We start from the raw sequence: 18,879 nt of genomic DNA on the forward strand, positions 1-18,879 counted from the left end.
CCTTATGTTTATGTTTAGCTTTCTAACCATCATCGCTACACTCCAGAACGCTGCGGATTGACCGTGCCAAAGATATGATACGGTGTTATCCCCTTTGAAAATAGACTATCGATCAGTTTGATCAATTCCTCCGACGATAGATCTTTGTCTCTGTGTATCCAAAGACGAAACATAGATATTAATGTTGATATGTAAAACTCGATGATGTATGGTGCCAAGACATCATCTGTTGGAAAATCCACAATCAATCGCTCAAAGGGAATTTCTCTTTTCAAGCGTTCCACAAAATGAACAGAACCATAGTCGCCCAATATAGCTTTAAGAACTGAAATCTCCTCTGCATTTTCTAAGCATTGAAGTGCATCTTGAATAGTATGTGTAGAAAACTCTCTGCCTGCCATTTCCTCCTTAATGGATTTCAAAATACGCTCTTCAACGCAGTCCAACAACTCATAGATATCTGTAAAGTATTGATAAAATGTACTCCGATTATATCCTGATTGGTTAGCAATCTCTTGAATGGATATCTTTTCGATTGGTTTTCGGCAATATAAATCACAGAATACATTTATAAATGTCTGCCTTGTTTTTTCCGTAATTTCAGGTTGCTTATTCATTATTGACCTCCATTTTCTGTTCAATTGATTATACGACAGATATTAAAAATCTGATGGTTGATGACCGTATAGTGAATCAATACAATAACATTATACAACACGTTGTTGGATCATCAACAAGGATGAATATGGATTATTAGGAGGCTAAGATGAGAATTTTATTTTTCGGTAGAGGTGTAATATCGACCCAATATGCGTGGGCGTTCGAAAAGGCAGGGCACACCGTTGAGTTTTACGTTAGAAAAGGGAGAACAGAAACCTTCGGAAGTCATATAGCGCTTGAAATGTGGGATGCACGAAGAAGGAAACACTTAATCCAGGAAAGCTGGAAAGTTAAGCTGCATGAGGAGATAAGCCCAAATTACGATCTCATTATTGCGAGTGTCAATACGAAGCAACTTCCCGAAGCAGCACAATTACTATCGATTACCGCTGGTAACACCCCGATCCTAATATTCAATAATATTTGGCAAGATTTAGAATCATCGATCTTGCCCTTGTCTATGAACAATGTTGTCTTTGGGTTTCCAGGAGCAGGAGGCGGCATTGAAGACAATACGCTTAGGGGCGGCTTTTTAAAAATGATATTTTTGGAAAAACCACGGGTAGGCACGGAACAAATAAACAACAAGGTCAAAGAACTATTTGAAAGCACCCATTTTAAAATCAATTGGATAAAGGATATGCAAAGCTGGCTATGGAATCACTTTGCCATGAATGCGGCGATGGAGACCGAAGTGTTAAAACGGGGAAGTTTTCCAGAAATTATGAATCATAGTGACTCATTCGCAAATGTCGGTAAGAGTATGCGGGAAATGGCCCCTGTACTTAAAACAAGAGGCGCAAAAATGGACGCGATTACTCTACTGTTGACCAAGATTCCATCGGGACTTCTCGGCACGCTGTTTAACAAGGTTATTTTTGCAAAGGGCAGCTTACCACGACTTTTCATTGAATACAACAATAGTAAAGCCGGTTTTGCAGTACTTGAAGTTGTGAGAGAAGCAAAAAAGTTAGGTATACCTTTGCCACGTCTTACTGTGGCATTAGAAAACACTGAAACAACACAAAGCTAATGAAAACTGATAAACTGAATGCCTTTCGTTGAATGAATTACTTTGGTTATAACAACTATAGCCCGAGCTTTAGAAGCTTCGGGCAAAGTAGCTATTTATTAAAAAGGTAAATGTAGCTTCAAAACACTACACCCTAACCAACATCGCTACACTCTCCACATGGACCGTATGTGGGAACATGTCCACCGGCGTTACCTCAACCGTCCGATAACCGCCATCTTCCAGTACTCTTAAATCGCGTGCCAGCGTACTCGGATTACAGCTCACGTACACCACTCGCTCCGGCTTCATCTCCAGAATCGTTTCCAGCAAACGTGGATCGCAGCCTTTACGCGGTGGATCGACGACGATGACATCAGCTTCGATGCCTTGTTCTTTCCAGCGTGGAATAACGTCCTCAGAAGCACCAACTTCGAACTTAACGTTACGCATCTCGTTTAAGAGCGCATTGCTGCGAGCATCTTCAATGGCTTCAGGCACGATCTCTACCCCGTAAACCTGATCTGCATGTTGCGCGAGGAAAAGAGAAATCGTCCCGATGCCGCAATAGGCATCAATGACTGTCTCTTTACCACTCAGTCCTGCGTATTCAACAGTTTTGCCATACAGCACTTCCGTCTGCACTGGATTCACCTGATAGAATGAACGCGCCGAGATCGCAAACTGCACATCACCGATATAATCATAAATTACATCACGGCCCCACAGGACGCGAGTCTCATCGCCAAAGATGACGTTGGTCTGTTTTTTGTTCACATTCTGACAGATACTCGCTACATGCGGAATCGCTTCACGGATACTGCCAATCCATTCGTCTTTGTACGGAATGTCTCGACCATTCGTTACTAGAACGAGCATCATCTCGCCTGTACGGAACGCTTTCTTCACGACCACATGACGCAGCAAGCCGCGACCTGTCTCTTCGTTATAGGCGCTAATTCCAAAATGGCTGCCGATCTCCTTAACCTTCGCGACCACTTCGTCATTATGCTCATGCTGAATGAGGCAGCTCTCCATATCGATGATCCGGTGACTACCTTTAGCGTAAAAACCACCTACCAGACCACCCTCGGCAGCTCCAATTGGCACCTGTGCTTTATTCCGATAGCGCCATGGCTCGTCCATACCCATCGTAGGCAGTACACGAATGCCCTGCTCAGTATCTTCTTCGTTCATGACACCTTCAAGGCGAAGTCGAATACGATTACTTCCAATCATTTTTGCTTCATTCGCCTCACCAACTGAAGCGTCTTCCTGCACGTTGGATGCCAGCGTTTCCGCATCCTCCACCATCACGTTCAATTTGCCAATCCGTTGCAAATTATCGACCACCAACTGGCGTTTCCAAGCAAGCTGTCCGGCATAGCTCATATGCTGGATTTGGCAGCCGCCACACTGATCGTAGATCGGGCAAGGCGCAGACACACGATCCGGGCTTGCTTTCACGATCTCCAGCAATTTGGCGTAGCCATACTGCTTCTTGGTTTTCATCACACGCACACGCACGGTTTCACCTGGAAGCGCACCCTGTACAAAGAGCGTGTATCCATTTGCACGACCTACACCCTCGCCGTCATGGTTCATCCCAATGATGTCGATGACGGTCTCTTCATTTTTGCTAACGGGCAGACCTTCGATTGGTGCAGATTCACGCGCTCTCCCCTTTGGACGAACGGCAGAAAGAGATGCGCCTTGTGGCCGCACCTCTTTTCCCTGTTGACGTGTAGATGGACGAGATGATTGACTTGGCTGACGGGACGCTGAAGCGTTCCCTTGCCCCTGAGAGGCAGCCGAATTCCGGCGGTTTTTTCCACGACCGCTGCGGTTCGTATTAGACAACGTACATTCACTTCTTTCTTCTTATATAGTACCCTGCCTGTGCAGGCGAGGGAGAAATCTCTATTTTTCATTTTGTTCCCGATTCTAAAGAACCTGACACACCTTATTCACATCAAAAATAACGTTCCGAATTTCTAATGAACTTCAGAAACGTTATATCAAGTTCGGATGGTGTTTCCCGATCTTTTTCGGTCATTTTCTCCAAAATAACGATGCTGAGATTCGTTAGATTCGCAGATTCGGCGATTTCACCACATTAAGGCTTTCTGAGTTCGTTAACCGCCAGCCGGCACTCGACCAAACTGTTACATTCAGCACGGTGTACCACATCGCAGTACCATCGAACTAGACCAGCACTTTTAACTTTCACTGTTCAATGTTTACTGTTGGCTGTTCACTGTTCATGTTCACTCAATCACCACAATGTGCCCTGTATCAGCTCAACGTTTGGTGACCACATGAGATTATACGCGATCCCACCTTACACAGCAACTGGAAAATACACTTCCATCTCACCTTACGGCAGAGCTGAATCCAACTCTCCTCACCACTTGTGCGATGCTATACAACAACCACTGCGGCATTGACGCTTTGCGCAAGCAACCACATTCTCCGCCAAGTGCCAAGTTTAACGATACAACATCAGATGATGACGCAGATTCGTAAATGTAGCTGGCAAAGTGCCGCCCAACTCTCCATCCAGGTTCAGTTGCACATATCCTGGCGACGTAACTTCCATATGACTCGTCTGGAAATGAACCACTTTCTTGTCGTTCAGATGTTCCCCACGCAGCGCAAGCGTTACGAGGCGGATCATATCAGCCAAATTACATTTCCTCACGCAAATGACATCGAACAGACCATCATCAATGGTTGCACCTGGAGCCAACTTCTCAAAACCCCCGACCGAATTGGTATTGGCGATGAGGAATAACATGAATTCATCATGAATCTCTTCCTGACCGTCGGCACGAATAATCAGCTCCTGAGGAGACAGGCTCGCCATTTTCTCAATACCCTTCATATAATAGGCCAGTTGCCCAATCATCGTTTTCAGACGACTCGGTACTTCATAGGTTAGTTCAGTCAGTGATCCACCGCCGGCGATGTTGATAAAATATTTATCATTCGCTTTGCCCAGATCGAGCGGACGAAGCTGCTGGTTAATGACCAGATCCACGTAATCTTCCCACTGTCTCGGAATGCCGAGTGCACGTGCAAAATCATTTGTCGTTCCCAAAGGAAACACACCCAGCGGAGGACGATTTTCCCGCTCAGCCATACCATTGATAACTTCATACAACGTGCCATCGCCACCAGCAGCAATAATCATGTCATATCCGCGTTCAATTGCCAGTTCAGCTTCCCGGGTTGCGTCACCTTCACCCGTTGTTGCGTGACATGAAGCTTCAATACCACCTTGATCCAAACGCTGCAAAATATCAGCCAGACGTTTCTTCATTTCTTCCCGGCCTGAGGTCGGATTATATATTAAGCGAGCTTTTTTCATCTCATACGCCACCTATTCCACATTATCCATGAGTCTAAACGACCTCATATTCTTACGTTGCATCAGTCCACAAAAGGGCATATTTTTTACACAATAATGAACTTGCGTTAATGTTGCTCTAATCATTCGTCTTACCTATATCTATGCATCAGGAATTCCGTCTCATGCCAAAGCCTTTAACTCCTATCATATCATCAAATGTAAAGATGTCCTAGCCTGTAATGTATAAGTATATTTTAACATATCCGTACCCACTAATCTGCCTATTACCCAATAAACCTCACGCACCGCTCCTGAATCTTCCCCACTACCTTTTATGTAAAATAGTCTCATTAATCAACCATTCTTCCCGCTTGGACAGGAATTAGTCTTCAATTTCGATGATCTTTATATGATTATGACATAGATATGCTACAAATTTACAAATCTTAAGATGAAAAGATAAATAACATAAACCTTTTTCCAATATAGTTTTAGTGCACCCTCAACTTAGCACCACATCATACCCTTGAAGGAGAAGTGTAAATGAAAAAAATCGTGTTAATGCTCCTGGTCTTTCTTATGGCATGTATTCCTTGGGTCACCGTTGTTGAAGCAGCAGAAATTAATCATGATCAGGTTGTCGGATTTCAGGAAGTCTCACCAGTCACCGTAATGCAACAAGCAGCCAAGCGTTTTCAGCCATTTCTAAAAGTCTATCATGGTTGTGTGCCTTTTCCCGCAGTGGATCAACAGGGCAATACCAGCGCTGGCTTGAGTACGTCCGGTTCATCGAATGGGAACTGTAGCTCAAATACAGGGCAGATCTACTCCCGCTCCGCATGGCACAATGGGGTGTGGGCTATCATGTATTCGTGGTATTTCCCCAAAGACTCCCCTTCCTCTGGACTCGGCCATCGTCATGATTGGGAAGGAATCGTCGTGTGGGTCGATAATCCGGCAGCTGCCAATTCCAAAATCCTCTCTATCGCATATTCCGGTCACGGCCAGTTTACAAAAGTTACACCGAGCAATAACAATACACAAGGTAACCATCCGTTGATTTCCTACAATAGTACCTGGCCACTGAACCATGAGCTTGGCGTTACTAATGCTGTGGGTGGAACTCAGCCTTTGATCGGATGGGACGATCTGACTTCTGCGGCACGAAATGCACTCAACACGACGGACTTCGGTAGCGCCAACGTGCCTTTCAACGATAACAATTTCACCAACAATTTAAACAAAGCCTGGTTTAGATAAAAAAATCCCCTTCAAGTGAACAGTTCACTTGAGGGGGATTTCGTTATGAAGCAATCGTAGTATCCCGGATACCTGTATCACTTCTTCAGCCAAACCTCAAAATCCGATTTTTCTGCCTGCACGCAGCTGTTTGTACCAGAAATAGACGGTGCAGCCTACACAATAACCCAGCAGCGCCGCGCTTGCAGCCGCGAGAAGCATGACGGAGAATACATAACCTGCGGCTACCCAACCAAGCGAGAAAGAGATGAGTGCCAGAGACAGGAAGAGCACGGCCAGAATATTGTTGAATCGCTGTAGCTCCACCGCCTGCGTCTCTGTACCTTTACCAGTCAACACAGCTTTCCCAATTTGCACAAACAGATTAAGTTTGCCACTGGAAGCCAGACCAACCACCTGAATGCTCCACAGCGCTCCCAGAACTACAATTGGATTGAACACAAACGAGAGTATAACAAACAATACAATACCGACCTGATTTGCTTTCACATAGCTCATGGGCACTTCCCGCATCTGTATATCTCCTTATCCCCATTTTATTAGTTGGTTTTATTGTAGTCGGTATTGGGTTAATGAGCAACACTTCATTTAAGGATAGTAAAATCTCTTTTCAGCACGTCCCAATGGGGAGTCGGGATGCCTGTTGTCTTTTTCCAATCGGTAAATGCATTATTTAACGCCTCAATCTCTCCAAAAGAACCCGCGACCAGCTTATGAACTGGAAGCATGCTATAGATCTTCAACAGAAGGTACAACATCCGTTGATGCTTGCGAATCATTTTAGCCTGAATCTCCGGTATAATCGTTATGCCCATAGCCTCAAGCACGCTGAAGCCTTCATCCATCGCCCTAATCATATGTTGGATTTGCTTTCTGTTCCCGTCCAACTTGATCAACTCACGCTCCTCATTAAAACTCACCACATTAAGCATCAGAATGGGGATGATATGGCTTTTCAGCCAGGCATCAATATCGCTCAGAACATTTAACTTGTATTTCACATGTTGGAAAGCTTGATCCAGCAAAGGTTTAAAGCCTATTTCACCGTCCAGACTACCGATCACCATTTGTCCGTTGCCTCCACCGACCGATAACATGCGGTCCTTTTCCCGCTTCCCTGCACTCACATGGAATCCAAACGCGATCTGTTTTGCTACCCTGCTGTTTTCCTCCAAAAAGTTTTGCATGCTTCGCGCATCTGCGTTGTTTCCCACAATCACAATATTGCTGCTCTGATTCTCTGCCAGAATAGGTAACACTGAAGAAAAATCGTTATATTTCATGACAACAAAAATCAGATCATATTGGTCATCCACTTCCAACGTTCTTGCTACCCGAACCTGATCAACTGTCGTTTTGAATTGAAAAACATGCCGGATGACGACTCCATCCTTCTCCAGCTCCTCTGCCCGCTTCCCTCTAGCCAGAACAGTAACATCATTGCCACCGCGCACCAGAACGTGCGCCAATTGACTGCCCAAAACACCTGCACCATACACTAATATTTTCATTGGTTATCCCTCTATTTCATATTTTATCAATATTCGTTGCTTTATGAACATTTGTTGATAAAATAAGAGTAACAAAGCACCTACTGTGCTTCAATCGTTAAAATATCCGTTTTTGTTGAATAATCAACGAATGATTCCTTATTGTTGAAAACCATCATAGGAGGGGCCATGGACAGACGAGTACTCAAGACACGAAAGGCGATAATCGAAGCTTTTGTGGGGTTACTGGAAGAACAGGATTTCGAGCAAATTACGATAAACGAAATTGCTGATCGAGCTAATGTAAACCGAGGAACAATCTATTTGCATTACGCTGACAAGTTTGACCTGTTGGATCAATGCATTGAGACCTATTTGCAGCGGTTGTTGGATGCCTGTATGATCGAAAGCCCTACTACAACACCCGTTACGGCCAAGGATGCGTTGCTCCGAACCTTCTGCTATCTGGAACAACATGCCACAACCTATACCACACTTCTTACTAAAAAAGGTATTCCAGCATTCCGTAGTAAGTTGATGACATTGTTGGTCCAGGGAGTACAGGATCAAATGGATGCTTGTGGCATCCAGGAAGGTATGAAAAAAGAGATTACCATACAGTTTCTTGCTTCCGCTGCAGTCGGTATCCTGGAGTGGTGGATTATGAATTCCATGCCTTATCCGGCCGAGGAGATCGTTGACCAATTAATAGGTTTACTGCAGCTACATCTGCAATTGCACGCACCCATTAATAGATAAATTAATCCTCGCTCAAGTGATCTACAACAAACAAAAACCACGTCCTTCGACGTGGTTTGATTGTTTATGAAGCTATGGAGTTCAAATCAATTGATGCGACATTACTGCGAGCGATGCAATCACACACCTATGCCAAAGCAATCACTTCAAGAAGAAGCTTTAACTTCATTACATCTCTCCAGCAAAATCTGGATCTGACGCTCCAGCCACTGTCCAAGCAATGGATGTGGTAATAGTGTCTCACCGCTGTACACATAGTTCAGTTCCCGCAGCCGATCCGGAATAACGTTCCTCGTAAAATAACCGGCACTCAAAAACAGCGGCGCCACAATGACTCGGTTCCCCCGCTCTTCGCTCCAGTACTTCACTTTGTCGTACACACTCTCCGGATTCAGCAATGCATAATCCGTATGGGCTACACCACTAACTTCCTGCACACGCTCTGTAAGGGAAGAAATTCCAGCTTCCCAACGCTCGCGAAAACCGTCATGAATACTACCATGGCCTACCAGCAGGATCGTTTCCTTCTCCGGTTGCTGCGACAGTAATCGGACTTTGTCCCACACCATCAAGGCAATATCCGGATCGTTATCCACTGGATAACCGAAGTGAACCCGAGCCTTCACATCGAACGGTTCCAGATCCGTCTCTCGATCAGGTGTTTCCTTTGCACCAATGGCATATTCAATTTCATCCACATGTGTACTCCCGGACGAAACAAATAGAGGTACGACCAGAATATCGGTTACGCCTTGTGCTTCCAGTCGGTCGATACCGTCCTGGATTAGGCGTCCTTCCACAAGTTCAAGAAAACCGGCTTCAACCGGTAATGGAACAGGCAGATTCAACCGGGAGATCGCGTCATCGACGGATTCCACCCAGGTCTGCTCCTGTGAACCGTGACTGATGATGAGTACACCCGGCTTCTTCATGTTAGCGTCCCAGGCGTTCCAGCGTCATTTTATAACCATCATTACCGTAATTCAGGCAGCGTTTCACACGTGAAATTGTAGCTGTACTCGCACCTGTCTCTGCTTCAATCTGGTTATACGTATTGCCTTTACCCAACATACGAGCCACTTCCAGCCGCTGAGACATGGATTGGATCTCGTTAACTGTGCAGAGGTCATCAAAGAAAACATAACACTCTTCAATATCTTTTAGCGTCAAAATAGCCTCGAATAGTTGTTCAATGCTTTTATCATTTAGCTTTTTCAGCTGCATTTCATATCATCCCCTAGCGGTTACTGTGTACCTACATTGTACTCACCCTGAGTTGGTATTTCAAGCGTTACCGATTTCACGCACTACAGAATAAAAATACATGTTACCGCTTACAAAAGGTACTATTGTCCTCCCCTCACGCACATCGGGCGAAATTTCCGCGCTTTTTCCCAGTTTTCACCTGTATATATCCGATTACTTATGTAGGATTTCAATCCTCCTAAATGTTACAATTTTGTGTCTAAACTTCATTTCACTCTTCGTGAACCTGCCATCTTACATGCGCCCAAATCCGCAAATATCCCGTTTTCCGGGATACCCGCCTACGCCGTCTCTCCGCGAATGACATACAGTATAACAAAAGGGAGTTCCACAAGGGTCTATGATGTACATCTGTCATGCAACTCATGGAACGCAATTCCGAAATCCAACATAGAAGGAACGTGATCGTTCATGCCACAGCATTATTATCACCGCCAGCCAGCACCAAGGCAGCGTCCGTCTTCTCATGCTCATCGGCAGGCACATACTTCTGCCTATATGCCGCCCGGCGTGGTTCCACGGTCTTTGAATGAAACCCAGATCCAACCGATGTACCCTGGCGTAGAACCACACTACCCGGGCTTTGGTGAAGTCGAAGCATCTGCAATCGTACCGTATGGGCAAGGTGCTCCAGGCGGGAACTTTTATGGAGGTGCAGCTCAGGTTCTTCCCCCAGCTCCGGTACCGGCGCCTGCTACTGGCAGTTCCGGCTTTTCATTAGCCAACATCGGTGAGTTAAAAGGAATGATCGACCGCTTCGGCGGTATTGATGGAATCATGACTGGAATAGGCAAAATGCAAAAGGTCGTCGGTGGTATCCAGCAGATGGCTCCGATGATGAAGCTCGTTATGGGCATTCTGCCTTTTGGAAAAGGAAAAACGGATAGCAGCGCGGCCGATGCAGACTATGAAGAATATAAGCCGTCCCGCAAACGCAAAAGTAAACGTCGGAACAAAGCAACGAATGTTCCACGTCGCCGTAATACGACTCCAACCCGTCGCAAATCCAATTCCACGAAGCGCCGTCCCAAAAGTCGCAAAGGTTAAAAAAATTCAGGCACCCCCATACAGAAGGTGGGTGCCTTAACACCGTTCATCCGTATACAAATTAATTTCAGGAACTCACGTTCTTATTTCTGTAATTTGAGGTATACTGGATAGTAACTAAAGGAGGCGGACCATGGAACTTATCAAAGACAAATACACTCCCGCATTAATCGATCGGACCGGCGAACAGTTGCGTCAATTCTACCCGAAGCTGGATACACAGCAATTTCATGAATTGGTCTTCGCTGAAGGCTGGGAACAGTTGGAATTCAAAGCTCGCATTCGCAGAATCACACTGGCTTTGACCCAGGTACTGCCGGACAATTATGAGGAAGCATTACATATTATCGAACAAGCCGCCCCTACGATGAGAGGCGTTGAATATCTATTTGTACCGGATTTTATCGAAGTGAACGGACTTGACCCAGAAGATTACGAGTTATCCATGAAGTATCTGACCCTCTTCACACCTTATTCCAGCTCGGAGTTCGCGGTACGCCCGTTTATTGAACATTATCCAATCCAAACGATGAAACATATGATGGCGTGGGCAGAGAGCAACAACGAGCATTTCCGCAGACTTGCCAGTGAGGGCAGCCGGCCACGTTTGCCATGGGGTGCGAAACTCCAGAACTTTATCACCGATCCAACACCTGTTCTTCCGATTCTGCATGCATTGAAACAGGACGAGTCCCTCTATGTTCGCAAAAGTGTCGCCAATCATCTGAATGACATCTCCAAGGACCACCCTGAACTGGTTATGGATCTGGCCACGACCTGGTACGGACAACATGTACACACAGACTGGATTGTCCGGCATGCCAGCAGGTCATTACTGAAGAAAGGACATAGCAAAGCACTAAGTCTTTTTGGTTATAACGAGCAGGATTCGATTCACATTGAGCAGCTTCAGCTTGTCCAGGATACGATTAGCATCGGCGAGGATCTTCATTTTTCGTTTGATGTCGTTAATGAGAGCGGTGAGTCACAGATGCTGCGAATTGAATATGAGATGGGTTATATGAAGGCCAACGGCAAACAGGCCCCCAAACGATTCAAATGCTCCGATAAAATGTACCCGACAGGCAGAACCAAAGTAGCCACTAAACAATCGTTCAAAATCATTACAACAAGGAAATACTATGCTGGACTACATACGCTAACGATTGTTGTGAATGGTAAAGAGGCAGCAACGACTTCTTTTGTTCTTGAAATGGAGTAAAAGGAAGTCATCATAAGTTATACACAGCTTATTGCAGCGGAATAGTTATTCACATGTGGATACATTTTTTTTCAAAACTTCTAATAGAAGAATCAGAAAGGCCACCTGGCAAACATCATCTCCCGACAGTAATTTCTGCCCGAGATCATTGCTCAGTGGCCTTTTTCATGAAGACCGAAACGCCTGACGCTAAGCTTTCTGGAAGAAAGCTGCATTCAGAGTCGAAATGTATAACAATTTCTCACTTAAACCAGCCCCGTTTTACAAACCAGGCCACCATACTCCCGCCAAGCACAAACATTAATAACAGCACCGCACCATACCCAAATTTCCATTGAAGCTCAGGCATATAGGCAAAGTTCATGCCATAAATACCCGCGATCAGTGTGAGCGGCATAAATACAGTCGTAATCACCGTGAGTGTCTTCATGATCTGATTCATCCGGTTGGAGTTCAGGGAAATATAACTGTCGCGCAGGTCAGCGGTCATCTCCCGATCGGCTTCAATCATGTCCGTCAGCTTCAATAAATGGTCATAGATATCGGTAAAATAAGCCGTATGTTCACCTGTTCGTTGTACATGCTGGGAATTGACCACCCGATAGAGCAGATCCCGCATCGGTACTACCGTTCGTCTGAGCTTCAGCAATCGAGTCCGCAGATCAAACACCTGGTTCATCAAGTCTTCAACCGACTCCTGTCCACCCCGGTTCTCCAGTTCGGCCAGTTCATCCTCAATCGCAAATAGAGACGGAAAATAATGATCGACCAGCTTGTCCATCACCGTATAGGCTGCTGCCACCGGACCTCGCGCCCAGATGGTTCGTTCATGCGCATGGTGCAACAAGCGCTCCCACGCTTCATCTACTTCCTCCAAAACTCCATGATGAAAAGACACTAGGAAGTTTGATCCGAGAAACAAGTCAACCTCCTCGGCTTCCAGTGTGGACGGGTTCAGTGCATGTAGTACAAGAAACTGCAGATTATCATAATAATCAAGCTTTGGCCGCTGCAACACATGCAGACAATCCTCAATAGCTAAAGGGTGAAAATGAAAATATGTATCCAGCAAACGGCTTTCCTCTTCCGTCGGCTGGTTAAAATCGGCCCATACCCAGGCGTAATCGTTCAGATCCAGCTGCGTAAGTGGTACGTTAACGGAGACTTGATGTTCTCGTGTAATGGCGAGTGTACGAATCATAAATTAGACCACATCCTTGTCCTGTATCTTTACGTTATTGTACACAGGTACCTTCAAACTCGACAACAAAAAAAGCCAACCCTGTTGGCTTCTCTCATTTCCCTATCCACAGTTCCCTGTATCCACAGGAATATCTTCTTTTGGTTTATCATTCCACGGATGGCTATCCACATATCCAGCCTGTCCACACGTTCATGCACAGGCGTCTCTTGATTTTGGTTGTATAATTGTCCACATATCCCGATATTCACACAGTTATGAACAGATTGTCTGGTAACCCCGAATTCGTTCGGGATAACTTCTCTTTTTAGAAAATAATCCAGTAGAGCAATCCTGCCAGTCCCGCAGTAATCGGAATCGTAATGAACCACGTAATAATGATACGTCCAGCAAGTCCCCATTTCACAGCAGAGAAACGTTTCGCGGAACCCACACCCAGAATAGCTGATGTGATCGCGTGCGTTGTACTAACTGGAAGGTGAAGCAACGTTGCTGTGAAAATAACGGAAGCAGCTGAAATATCCGCAGCAAAACCATTAATCGGTTCAATTTTAAAGATTTTGGTACCCATCGTTTTGATGATTTTCCATCCACCGATGGACGTACCCAGAGCCATCGCTGTTGCCGCTGAAATTTTAACCCACAGCGGAACATCCAGATTATCCTGCACACCTGCTGCAACCAAAGCAAACGTAATAATCCCCATCGCTTTCTGTGCATCATTCGTACCATGTGTGAATGCTTGCAGTGCTGCCGTGAAAATCTGTACCGTACGGAAACCTTTGTTCACGTTATGCGGACTGCGTTTGGCGAAAATATATTTGAGAATCGTCATGACCACATAACCGATGGCAAACGCGATCAGAGGTGATAACAACAAACCTCCGACGATATCAATGAATCCGCTCCATTTCACTTTATCAGATCCTGCGCCAACGAGTACGGCACCTGCAAGGGCTCCAATAAGTGCATGTGAGGATGAGGACGGAATACCGAACCACCATGTAACCAGGTTCCAGATAATCGCTGATATCAAGGTGACTATGACGACCTCTATCCCGTTATCCAGCGTGGTGGGGTCGGTCACACTCCCCCCAATCGTCTTCGCAACACCTGTGAACATCATCGCACCGACAAAGTTCATCACCGCTGCCATAAGAATAGCTCGACGCGGCGTCAGTGCTCGGGTTGAGACCGAAGTCGCAATGGCATTGGCCGTGTCGTGAAAACCGTTGATGAAGTCAAACGCCAGTGCAAGGAAGACGACTATACCTAATACCCAAATCGTTGTTTCCATTATTCTCTGGCTCCTTAAGAATTACGCATAATGATGGATTCAAGCACGTTCGCTACGTCTTCACAAGCATCCGTTGTTGTCTCAAGACGTTCGTAAATTTCCTTACGCTTGATCAGTTCAATCGGATCAGACACGGTAGCGAAGAGATGTTTGATACACATGCGCAGCACTTCGTCGCCTTGGTTTTCCAGATCATTCAAACGAATGGTGTACTCACGGATCGCGAGCAATTTTTTCTGGGACAGTAAATGGATCGCCTTCTGAATTTCGTAAGCAGATTGACGCAAAATTTCAGCAAACTGTATGACGAACTCATCATCTGGATCTGTCAGTTGGTACATATAGAAACGGGAAGCCGTTGCTTCGAGTCCGTCCAATACGTCATCAAGTGTTGTTGTCAGCTCCATAATATCATCGCGTTCGATCGGCGTGATAAATGTTTTGTTGAGTTCTGTAATGATCGTATGCACGTAATCATCACATTTCGACTCGTACTTCTTCATTTCATTAGCAAAAAGAGTCACATCCTGAAGGTTGGAAACATGCTGGGAGAAATAATCTGCCGCTTGAACAACCGTATCTGCCATATTCTCCAGTGTCTCAAAAAATATATCCTTCTTCTTCTTAAGCTTCATAGCTCTATCCCCTTTACGAGAAAAATTGCCGACAACCGATGAAACATGAAATGACAACCTTTGATATCTTATCATATTTGTTTCATGGTTTGTACAAAAGGTGTGATCCTTTTTTATATTCTTATCACATTAATCTGAAATGAATCTTAATTATTTGGAATAATGGTAAATTCAAGTCAAGATTTTACACTGCGTTTACAATTCGACATCAAAATTCAGAATCGACACGATTCTACTTTTCACGCTAAGGACAAATATAATGCCTTTTCGACGACAAAATGAATACATGTTTCATTGTTTTCTTTCATTACATCCTTTTATTGCTGCACAGCCAGCTTCACATGACTGGAAAATTCCGGTTGATTGGGAACAATGCTGATAAAAGTTTTACCCGGTACAAGAGCAACTTCACTGCCACCCTGAACAAACCGTATAATATCCCCCTGCTTCTTCACCCACTGCCCACGAATCATCTTGCCCTTCTGAAAGAGCATGGCTTCCCCGCCCTGTTCCAAATTAACGGACAACCGACCTACACTATCGAGCACCTTGTGATCTGCACCTGCCACAATGATGTTTGCTGCACCAAGTTGAGTCCCATTATCCAGATCCTGATCTGCCTTGCCATTCACCATTCTCATATATCGTCCGCTAACTTCATCATAATCATACGTCACCCGGTAACTATCCAATAAATAATGGATATCAAATTGCTTCACTGCCTCTCCTACGGATGTCGCGCCTTCTTCGTTATAATTGTATACCGGCGACTTGAAATCATGGCTGTAACCCTTGATGTCTGACCCTTCTCTCAGCTTGTCCGCTGAAGTATACAGATTATGTGGGGCTTTACGATCCGAGGAACGCCAGAAGTAAGGTCCACCATTCGAGATTTCATCCATATGCTGTTTCTGCTGCCTTTGCAAAATGGAATACGCCTCCGGACTGCCTCCGGCATGAACAAGGACCCCATCATAACTCTCGCCGAGCTCAATTAGATATGGACGTATACTGCGAACGGGTCCAACCGTCTCCGCACCGCCTTCACTCTGGAAGATGGCTATGAAACGGGTAATGCCTCCCTCAGCGAGAACTTCAAGAATGATATCGGCTGAACTTAGACCCGATTGGGGCCGAGCTGCGGGTGCATTATTAATCATTACGGCGAGTGGTCGACGCGTGATCGCTTCATCTACAGGCAGACCCGTCAGAGGTGCTGTATAGAGAGACGTGTTGGATTCCTCCACGTGTTCTTCTTGTATAGGTGCAGGTGTCGGTTCTGGCTGAACTGGCAACTGCGCCACCTCCTGGTTTTGGCAGGCAACAAGACTTAATGAGAGAATAAACAGCGATGCAGCCGAAGCTGCTTTTTTCCATTTAAAAAGCTTCAATATAGGACCTCCTGAACGATATGGTCTGGTTCTAAGTTGTGATATATGTCTCATGTAGGCAACCATTTCACGTATTTCTTTCCATTTAATCACACCCCACCCGATTTGTCTGCGCCCAGAAGGCCTTGATACAGCGTGTAATTCACATTTGAAACAGCGAATTGCGAGAAAAATATGTCCTAAATGTGAACTTCTCAAACCTTACTTAAAATTTGAACTAGATTGTGATTTTAATCACAAACAAAACGACTTTTGAACTATACAATAAAGACATCAAAGGTGATCACTTAGAAAAACAAAAACAACACACACTAGATTCCATAAAGGAGTGGTTCATATGTTCAGCACAAACCAATGGCTTAGAGAAAACAAAGTAGCAATGTGGATTTTGACAGTACTTCGGGTGTATATCGGTTATGATTGGATGACTCATGGATGGAGCAAATTGACTGGCGGATTCCAAGCTGGCGGGTTCTTGGCCGGTGCGGTAGAAAAAGCAACAGGTGATCACCCGGCTGTCCAAGCTTGGTGGGCAACGTTCCTTGAGAAATTCGCAGTACCAAACGCAGGACTGTTCGACTTCGTTATCCCATTGGGTGAATTCCTTGTAGGCTTGGGTCTCATCCTCGGTTGCTTCACTACACTAGCAGCACTGATGGCTATGGTCATGAACTTCGCGTTCCTCTTCTCGGGAACAGTAAGCACGAATGCTCAACTGGTTGTAATGGAAATCTTCCTGGTTGTTGCTGGTGCAAATGCAGGTAAAATCGGTCTGGATCACTGGGTACTGCCTTACCTTCGCGGATTGATCACTCGCAACAAAGGCAATCATCCTAAAGACACACCAACCATTAGCCCAACTCAAAAAACAGCTTAAACAATCATTCATAGAATTCTCGGCTCTGCTCCCAATCCCCCTGGAGAGCAGAGCTTTTTACTTTTCAAAATCAGCCCGAATGCCTGACTGACTTGCCCATCCACAGAAAATCGTATTATGATGAAATAAAGTTGAACTTCAAAGGAGTACACGATATGCCGACCCAGCGACGTCTCGAGACCGATGCAGACTTCCAGGAAGCCATGAATATGAAGTATAAGGTTCGAGTTTTTAAAGATAATCACCAGATTGACTCCGGTGGCATCATTATCCGTTTTGACAGCAACACCGTAGTGGTACAATCCAGTGTCAGTGAGCTCGCTTATCATTCGCGTACAGACTGTGAATTGTTCGAAATCCGCAAATAAAGATCTATTGCACGAATAAGTCCTTGTAATGAAAAAAGGTTACTGTAGCCCTTCAAGGGTGTACAGTAACCTTCTTTTGTTTATATATTGTAATTGTATGCATTAATACACGTTATGTTATCCGTACGAAACTGGCTTCAAGCACCATAATCAGGCTGTTGTCTGTTCCAAGTTACACGCCGTCTCCAAACTGCCAGCAGTTCAAACTGAGCGTTCCGTAAGGGTAAGACTGGAATAGACGCTTCGCTGATCGGGACATATCCGCTGTACCCATGGCGTAGAACAAAGGTGCAATGTGTTCTGTACCATACGACGGAACCGCCGTACGTGCATGAGGGGCTTTTTTCTCATATTGAAACAGTTCTCTTGTGTTCCACTGCTGCAAGCGCTCCCCAATCCAGTTATCAAATTCAACCGCCCACTCTTGCGGTTCATCCGTATTGCCCAGCAATCGCAAATTGTGAACCGTTCCACCGCTGCCAATGATTAACACATCATCATGACGCAGCTGTTCCAGCATTCGGCCAATATCATACTGTTCCTGCGGCGTACGTAGCGAGTCTACAGATACAGCAATCACAGGAATGTTAGCCTCGGGATACATATGGAGCAACGGTACCCATACGCCATGATCCAGCCCTCGGCCTCGAATCGGCTGATGTGCCAGATTGCTGCGGGTGAACAAAGCACATATCTCGTTCGCTAAATCTGGCTGCCCAGATGCAGGGTATTCCATCGTATACATCGTAGAAGGAAATCCGTAAAAATCATGCAAGGTCTGATGTGTATCATCCATCGTCACGGACGGTTCAGGGCAATCCCAATGCGCCGTAAATACGACAATGGCTTTCGGAGCCGGCAGCCTGTCTCCAAGCTGGTTCAAGAAGTGAGTGTAGTCATTGCTCTCCACCGCCAGAGCGGGAGAACCATGCGCAATGAAAAGTGCGGGTAATGTCATTGCTGCCAACCTCCAGACACGGATAGAATGCTTACTCTTCTATTTTACCCTTAAGAAGGCGCTTTTCCAAGCTGACATCCCCAA

The 18,879-nt window shown here is 45.4% G+C and carries 19 protein-coding genes; 7 read left to right on the top strand and 12 right to left on the bottom strand.

From position 1 onward, the window contains the following. Positions 1 to 35: 35 nt before the first annotated feature. Positions 36 to 617, bottom strand: coding sequence for a TetR/AcrR family transcriptional regulator (locus tag ACDJ59_RS22105; RefSeq protein ID WP_413405821.1), 582 nt, complete (start codon positions 615 to 617; stop codon positions 36 to 38). Positions 618 to 766: 149 nt separating this feature from the next. Here ACDJ59_RS22105 and ACDJ59_RS22110 point away from each other — a divergent pair, with 149 nt between their 5' ends. Further along, a complete protein-coding gene (locus ACDJ59_RS22110; protein ID WP_413405823.1) occupies positions 767 to 1,693 on the top strand; it encodes a ketopantoate reductase family protein in 927 nt (308 codons plus the stop codon). A 126-nt stretch (positions 1,694 to 1,819) separates the two neighbouring features. Here the strand turns inward: ACDJ59_RS22110 and rlmD are convergent, their stop codons facing one another. After that, positions 1,820 to 3,532 (bottom strand): 23S rRNA (uracil(1939)-C(5))-methyltransferase RlmD, encoded by a 1,713-nt coding sequence (gene rlmD, locus ACDJ59_RS22115; RefSeq protein ID WP_413405825.1) that lies wholly within the window; start codon positions 3,530 to 3,532, stop codon positions 1,820 to 1,822. A 628-nt stretch (positions 3,533 to 4,160) separates the two neighbouring features. Further along, positions 4,161 to 5,042, bottom strand: coding sequence for a diacylglycerol kinase (locus ACDJ59_RS22120; protein ID WP_047840512.1), 882 nt, complete (start codon positions 5,040 to 5,042; stop codon positions 4,161 to 4,163). Positions 5,043 to 5,567: 525 nt separating this feature from the next. Between ACDJ59_RS22120 and ACDJ59_RS22125 the strand changes: the two genes are divergently transcribed. Continuing rightward, the gene (locus tag ACDJ59_RS22125) at positions 5,568 to 6,284 is read left to right on the top strand and encodes an NPP1 family protein (RefSeq protein WP_413405827.1); all 717 of its coding nucleotides are present in this window, start codon (positions 5,568 to 5,570) and stop codon (positions 6,282 to 6,284) included. Positions 6,285 to 6,380: 96 nt separating this feature from the next. Here ACDJ59_RS22125 and ACDJ59_RS22130 read toward each other — a convergent pair whose 3' ends face one another. Together ACDJ59_RS22130 and ACDJ59_RS22135 are read right to left on the bottom strand one after the other, a co-directional pair. Beyond that, positions 6,381 to 6,797 (bottom strand): DUF4395 domain-containing protein, encoded by a 417-nt coding sequence (locus ACDJ59_RS22130; protein WP_413405830.1) that lies wholly within the window; start codon positions 6,795 to 6,797, stop codon positions 6,381 to 6,383. A 71-nt stretch (positions 6,798 to 6,868) separates the two neighbouring features. Beyond that, on the bottom strand, positions 6,869 to 7,795 hold the full coding sequence (locus ACDJ59_RS22135) for a ketopantoate reductase family protein (protein WP_413405832.1): 927 nt from the start codon (positions 7,793 to 7,795) through the stop codon (positions 6,869 to 6,871). Between the two features lie 168 nt (positions 7,796 to 7,963). On the opposite strand from ACDJ59_RS22135, the gene ACDJ59_RS22140 reads away from it, so the two are divergent. Beyond that, complete coding sequence (locus ACDJ59_RS22140; protein ID WP_413405834.1) at positions 7,964 to 8,533, top strand: TetR/AcrR family transcriptional regulator; 570 nt, start codon at positions 7,964 to 7,966, stop codon at positions 8,531 to 8,533. Positions 8,534 to 8,679: 146 nt separating this feature from the next. Here ACDJ59_RS22140 and ACDJ59_RS22145 read toward each other — a convergent pair whose 3' ends face one another. After that, a complete protein-coding gene (locus tag ACDJ59_RS22145; RefSeq protein ID WP_413405836.1) occupies positions 8,680 to 9,465 on the bottom strand; it encodes a sirohydrochlorin chelatase in 786 nt (261 codons plus the stop codon). A 1-nt stretch (position 9,466) separates the two neighbouring features. Next, the gene (locus tag ACDJ59_RS22150) at positions 9,467 to 9,757 is read right to left on the bottom strand and encodes a YerC/YecD family TrpR-related protein (RefSeq protein WP_017690665.1); all 291 of its coding nucleotides are present in this window, start codon (positions 9,755 to 9,757) and stop codon (positions 9,467 to 9,469) included. A 453-nt stretch (positions 9,758 to 10,210) separates the two neighbouring features. Here ACDJ59_RS22150 and ACDJ59_RS22155 point away from each other — a divergent pair, with 453 nt between their 5' ends. Further along, the gene (locus ACDJ59_RS22155) at positions 10,211 to 10,846 is read left to right on the top strand and encodes a tyrosine protein kinase (protein WP_413405838.1); all 636 of its coding nucleotides are present in this window, start codon (positions 10,211 to 10,213) and stop codon (positions 10,844 to 10,846) included. A gap of 133 nt (positions 10,847 to 10,979) precedes the next feature. Further along, the gene (locus tag ACDJ59_RS22160) at positions 10,980 to 12,068 is read left to right on the top strand and encodes a DNA alkylation repair protein (RefSeq protein WP_413405840.1); all 1,089 of its coding nucleotides are present in this window, start codon (positions 10,980 to 10,982) and stop codon (positions 12,066 to 12,068) included. A 241-nt stretch (positions 12,069 to 12,309) separates the two neighbouring features. On the opposite strand, the gene corA is transcribed toward ACDJ59_RS22160, so the two are convergent. The 4 genes from corA to ACDJ59_RS22180 form a co-directional block, all read right to left on the bottom strand. Beyond that, complete coding sequence (gene corA / locus ACDJ59_RS22165; RefSeq protein WP_036668386.1) at positions 12,310 to 13,269, bottom strand: magnesium/cobalt transporter CorA; 960 nt, start codon at positions 13,267 to 13,269, stop codon at positions 12,310 to 12,312. Between the two features lie 307 nt (positions 13,270 to 13,576). After that, a complete protein-coding gene (locus tag ACDJ59_RS22170; RefSeq protein ID WP_036606054.1) occupies positions 13,577 to 14,566 on the bottom strand; it encodes an inorganic phosphate transporter in 990 nt (329 codons plus the stop codon). Between the two features lie 14 nt (positions 14,567 to 14,580). Beyond that, positions 14,581 to 15,201 carry a DUF47 domain-containing protein gene (locus ACDJ59_RS22175; RefSeq protein ID WP_017690670.1) on the bottom strand — a complete coding sequence of 207 codons (621 nt, stop codon included), beginning with the start codon at positions 15,199 to 15,201 and terminating at the stop codon, positions 14,581 to 14,583. Between the two features lie 317 nt (positions 15,202 to 15,518). Further along, positions 15,519 to 16,592, bottom strand: a complete 1,074-nt coding sequence (locus tag ACDJ59_RS22180; protein WP_413405843.1) for a DUF3048 domain-containing protein — start codon at positions 16,590 to 16,592, stop codon at positions 15,519 to 15,521. Positions 16,593 to 16,929: 337 nt separating this feature from the next. On the opposite strand from ACDJ59_RS22180, the gene ACDJ59_RS22185 reads away from it, so the two are divergent. Both ACDJ59_RS22185 and ACDJ59_RS22190 read left to right on the top strand, forming a co-directional pair. Next, complete coding sequence (locus tag ACDJ59_RS22185) at positions 16,930 to 17,469, top strand: DoxX family protein (protein WP_413405845.1); 540 nt, start codon at positions 16,930 to 16,932, stop codon at positions 17,467 to 17,469. A 155-nt stretch (positions 17,470 to 17,624) separates the two neighbouring features. Next, positions 17,625 to 17,837, top strand: coding sequence for a hypothetical protein (locus ACDJ59_RS22190; RefSeq protein ID WP_017690673.1), 213 nt, complete (start codon positions 17,625 to 17,627; stop codon positions 17,835 to 17,837). Positions 17,838 to 18,009: 172 nt separating this feature from the next. Here the strand turns inward: ACDJ59_RS22190 and ACDJ59_RS22195 are convergent, their stop codons facing one another. Continuing rightward, complete coding sequence (locus ACDJ59_RS22195; protein ID WP_017690674.1) at positions 18,010 to 18,795, bottom strand: DODA-type extradiol aromatic ring-opening family dioxygenase; 786 nt, start codon at positions 18,793 to 18,795, stop codon at positions 18,010 to 18,012. Between the last annotated feature and the right edge of the window lie 84 nt (positions 18,796 to 18,879).

The sequence above is a fragment of the Paenibacillus amylolyticus genome (genome assembly GCF_047302515.1).
GTDB lineage: Bacteria > Bacillota > Bacilli > Paenibacillales > Paenibacillaceae > Paenibacillus > Paenibacillus amylolyticus_G.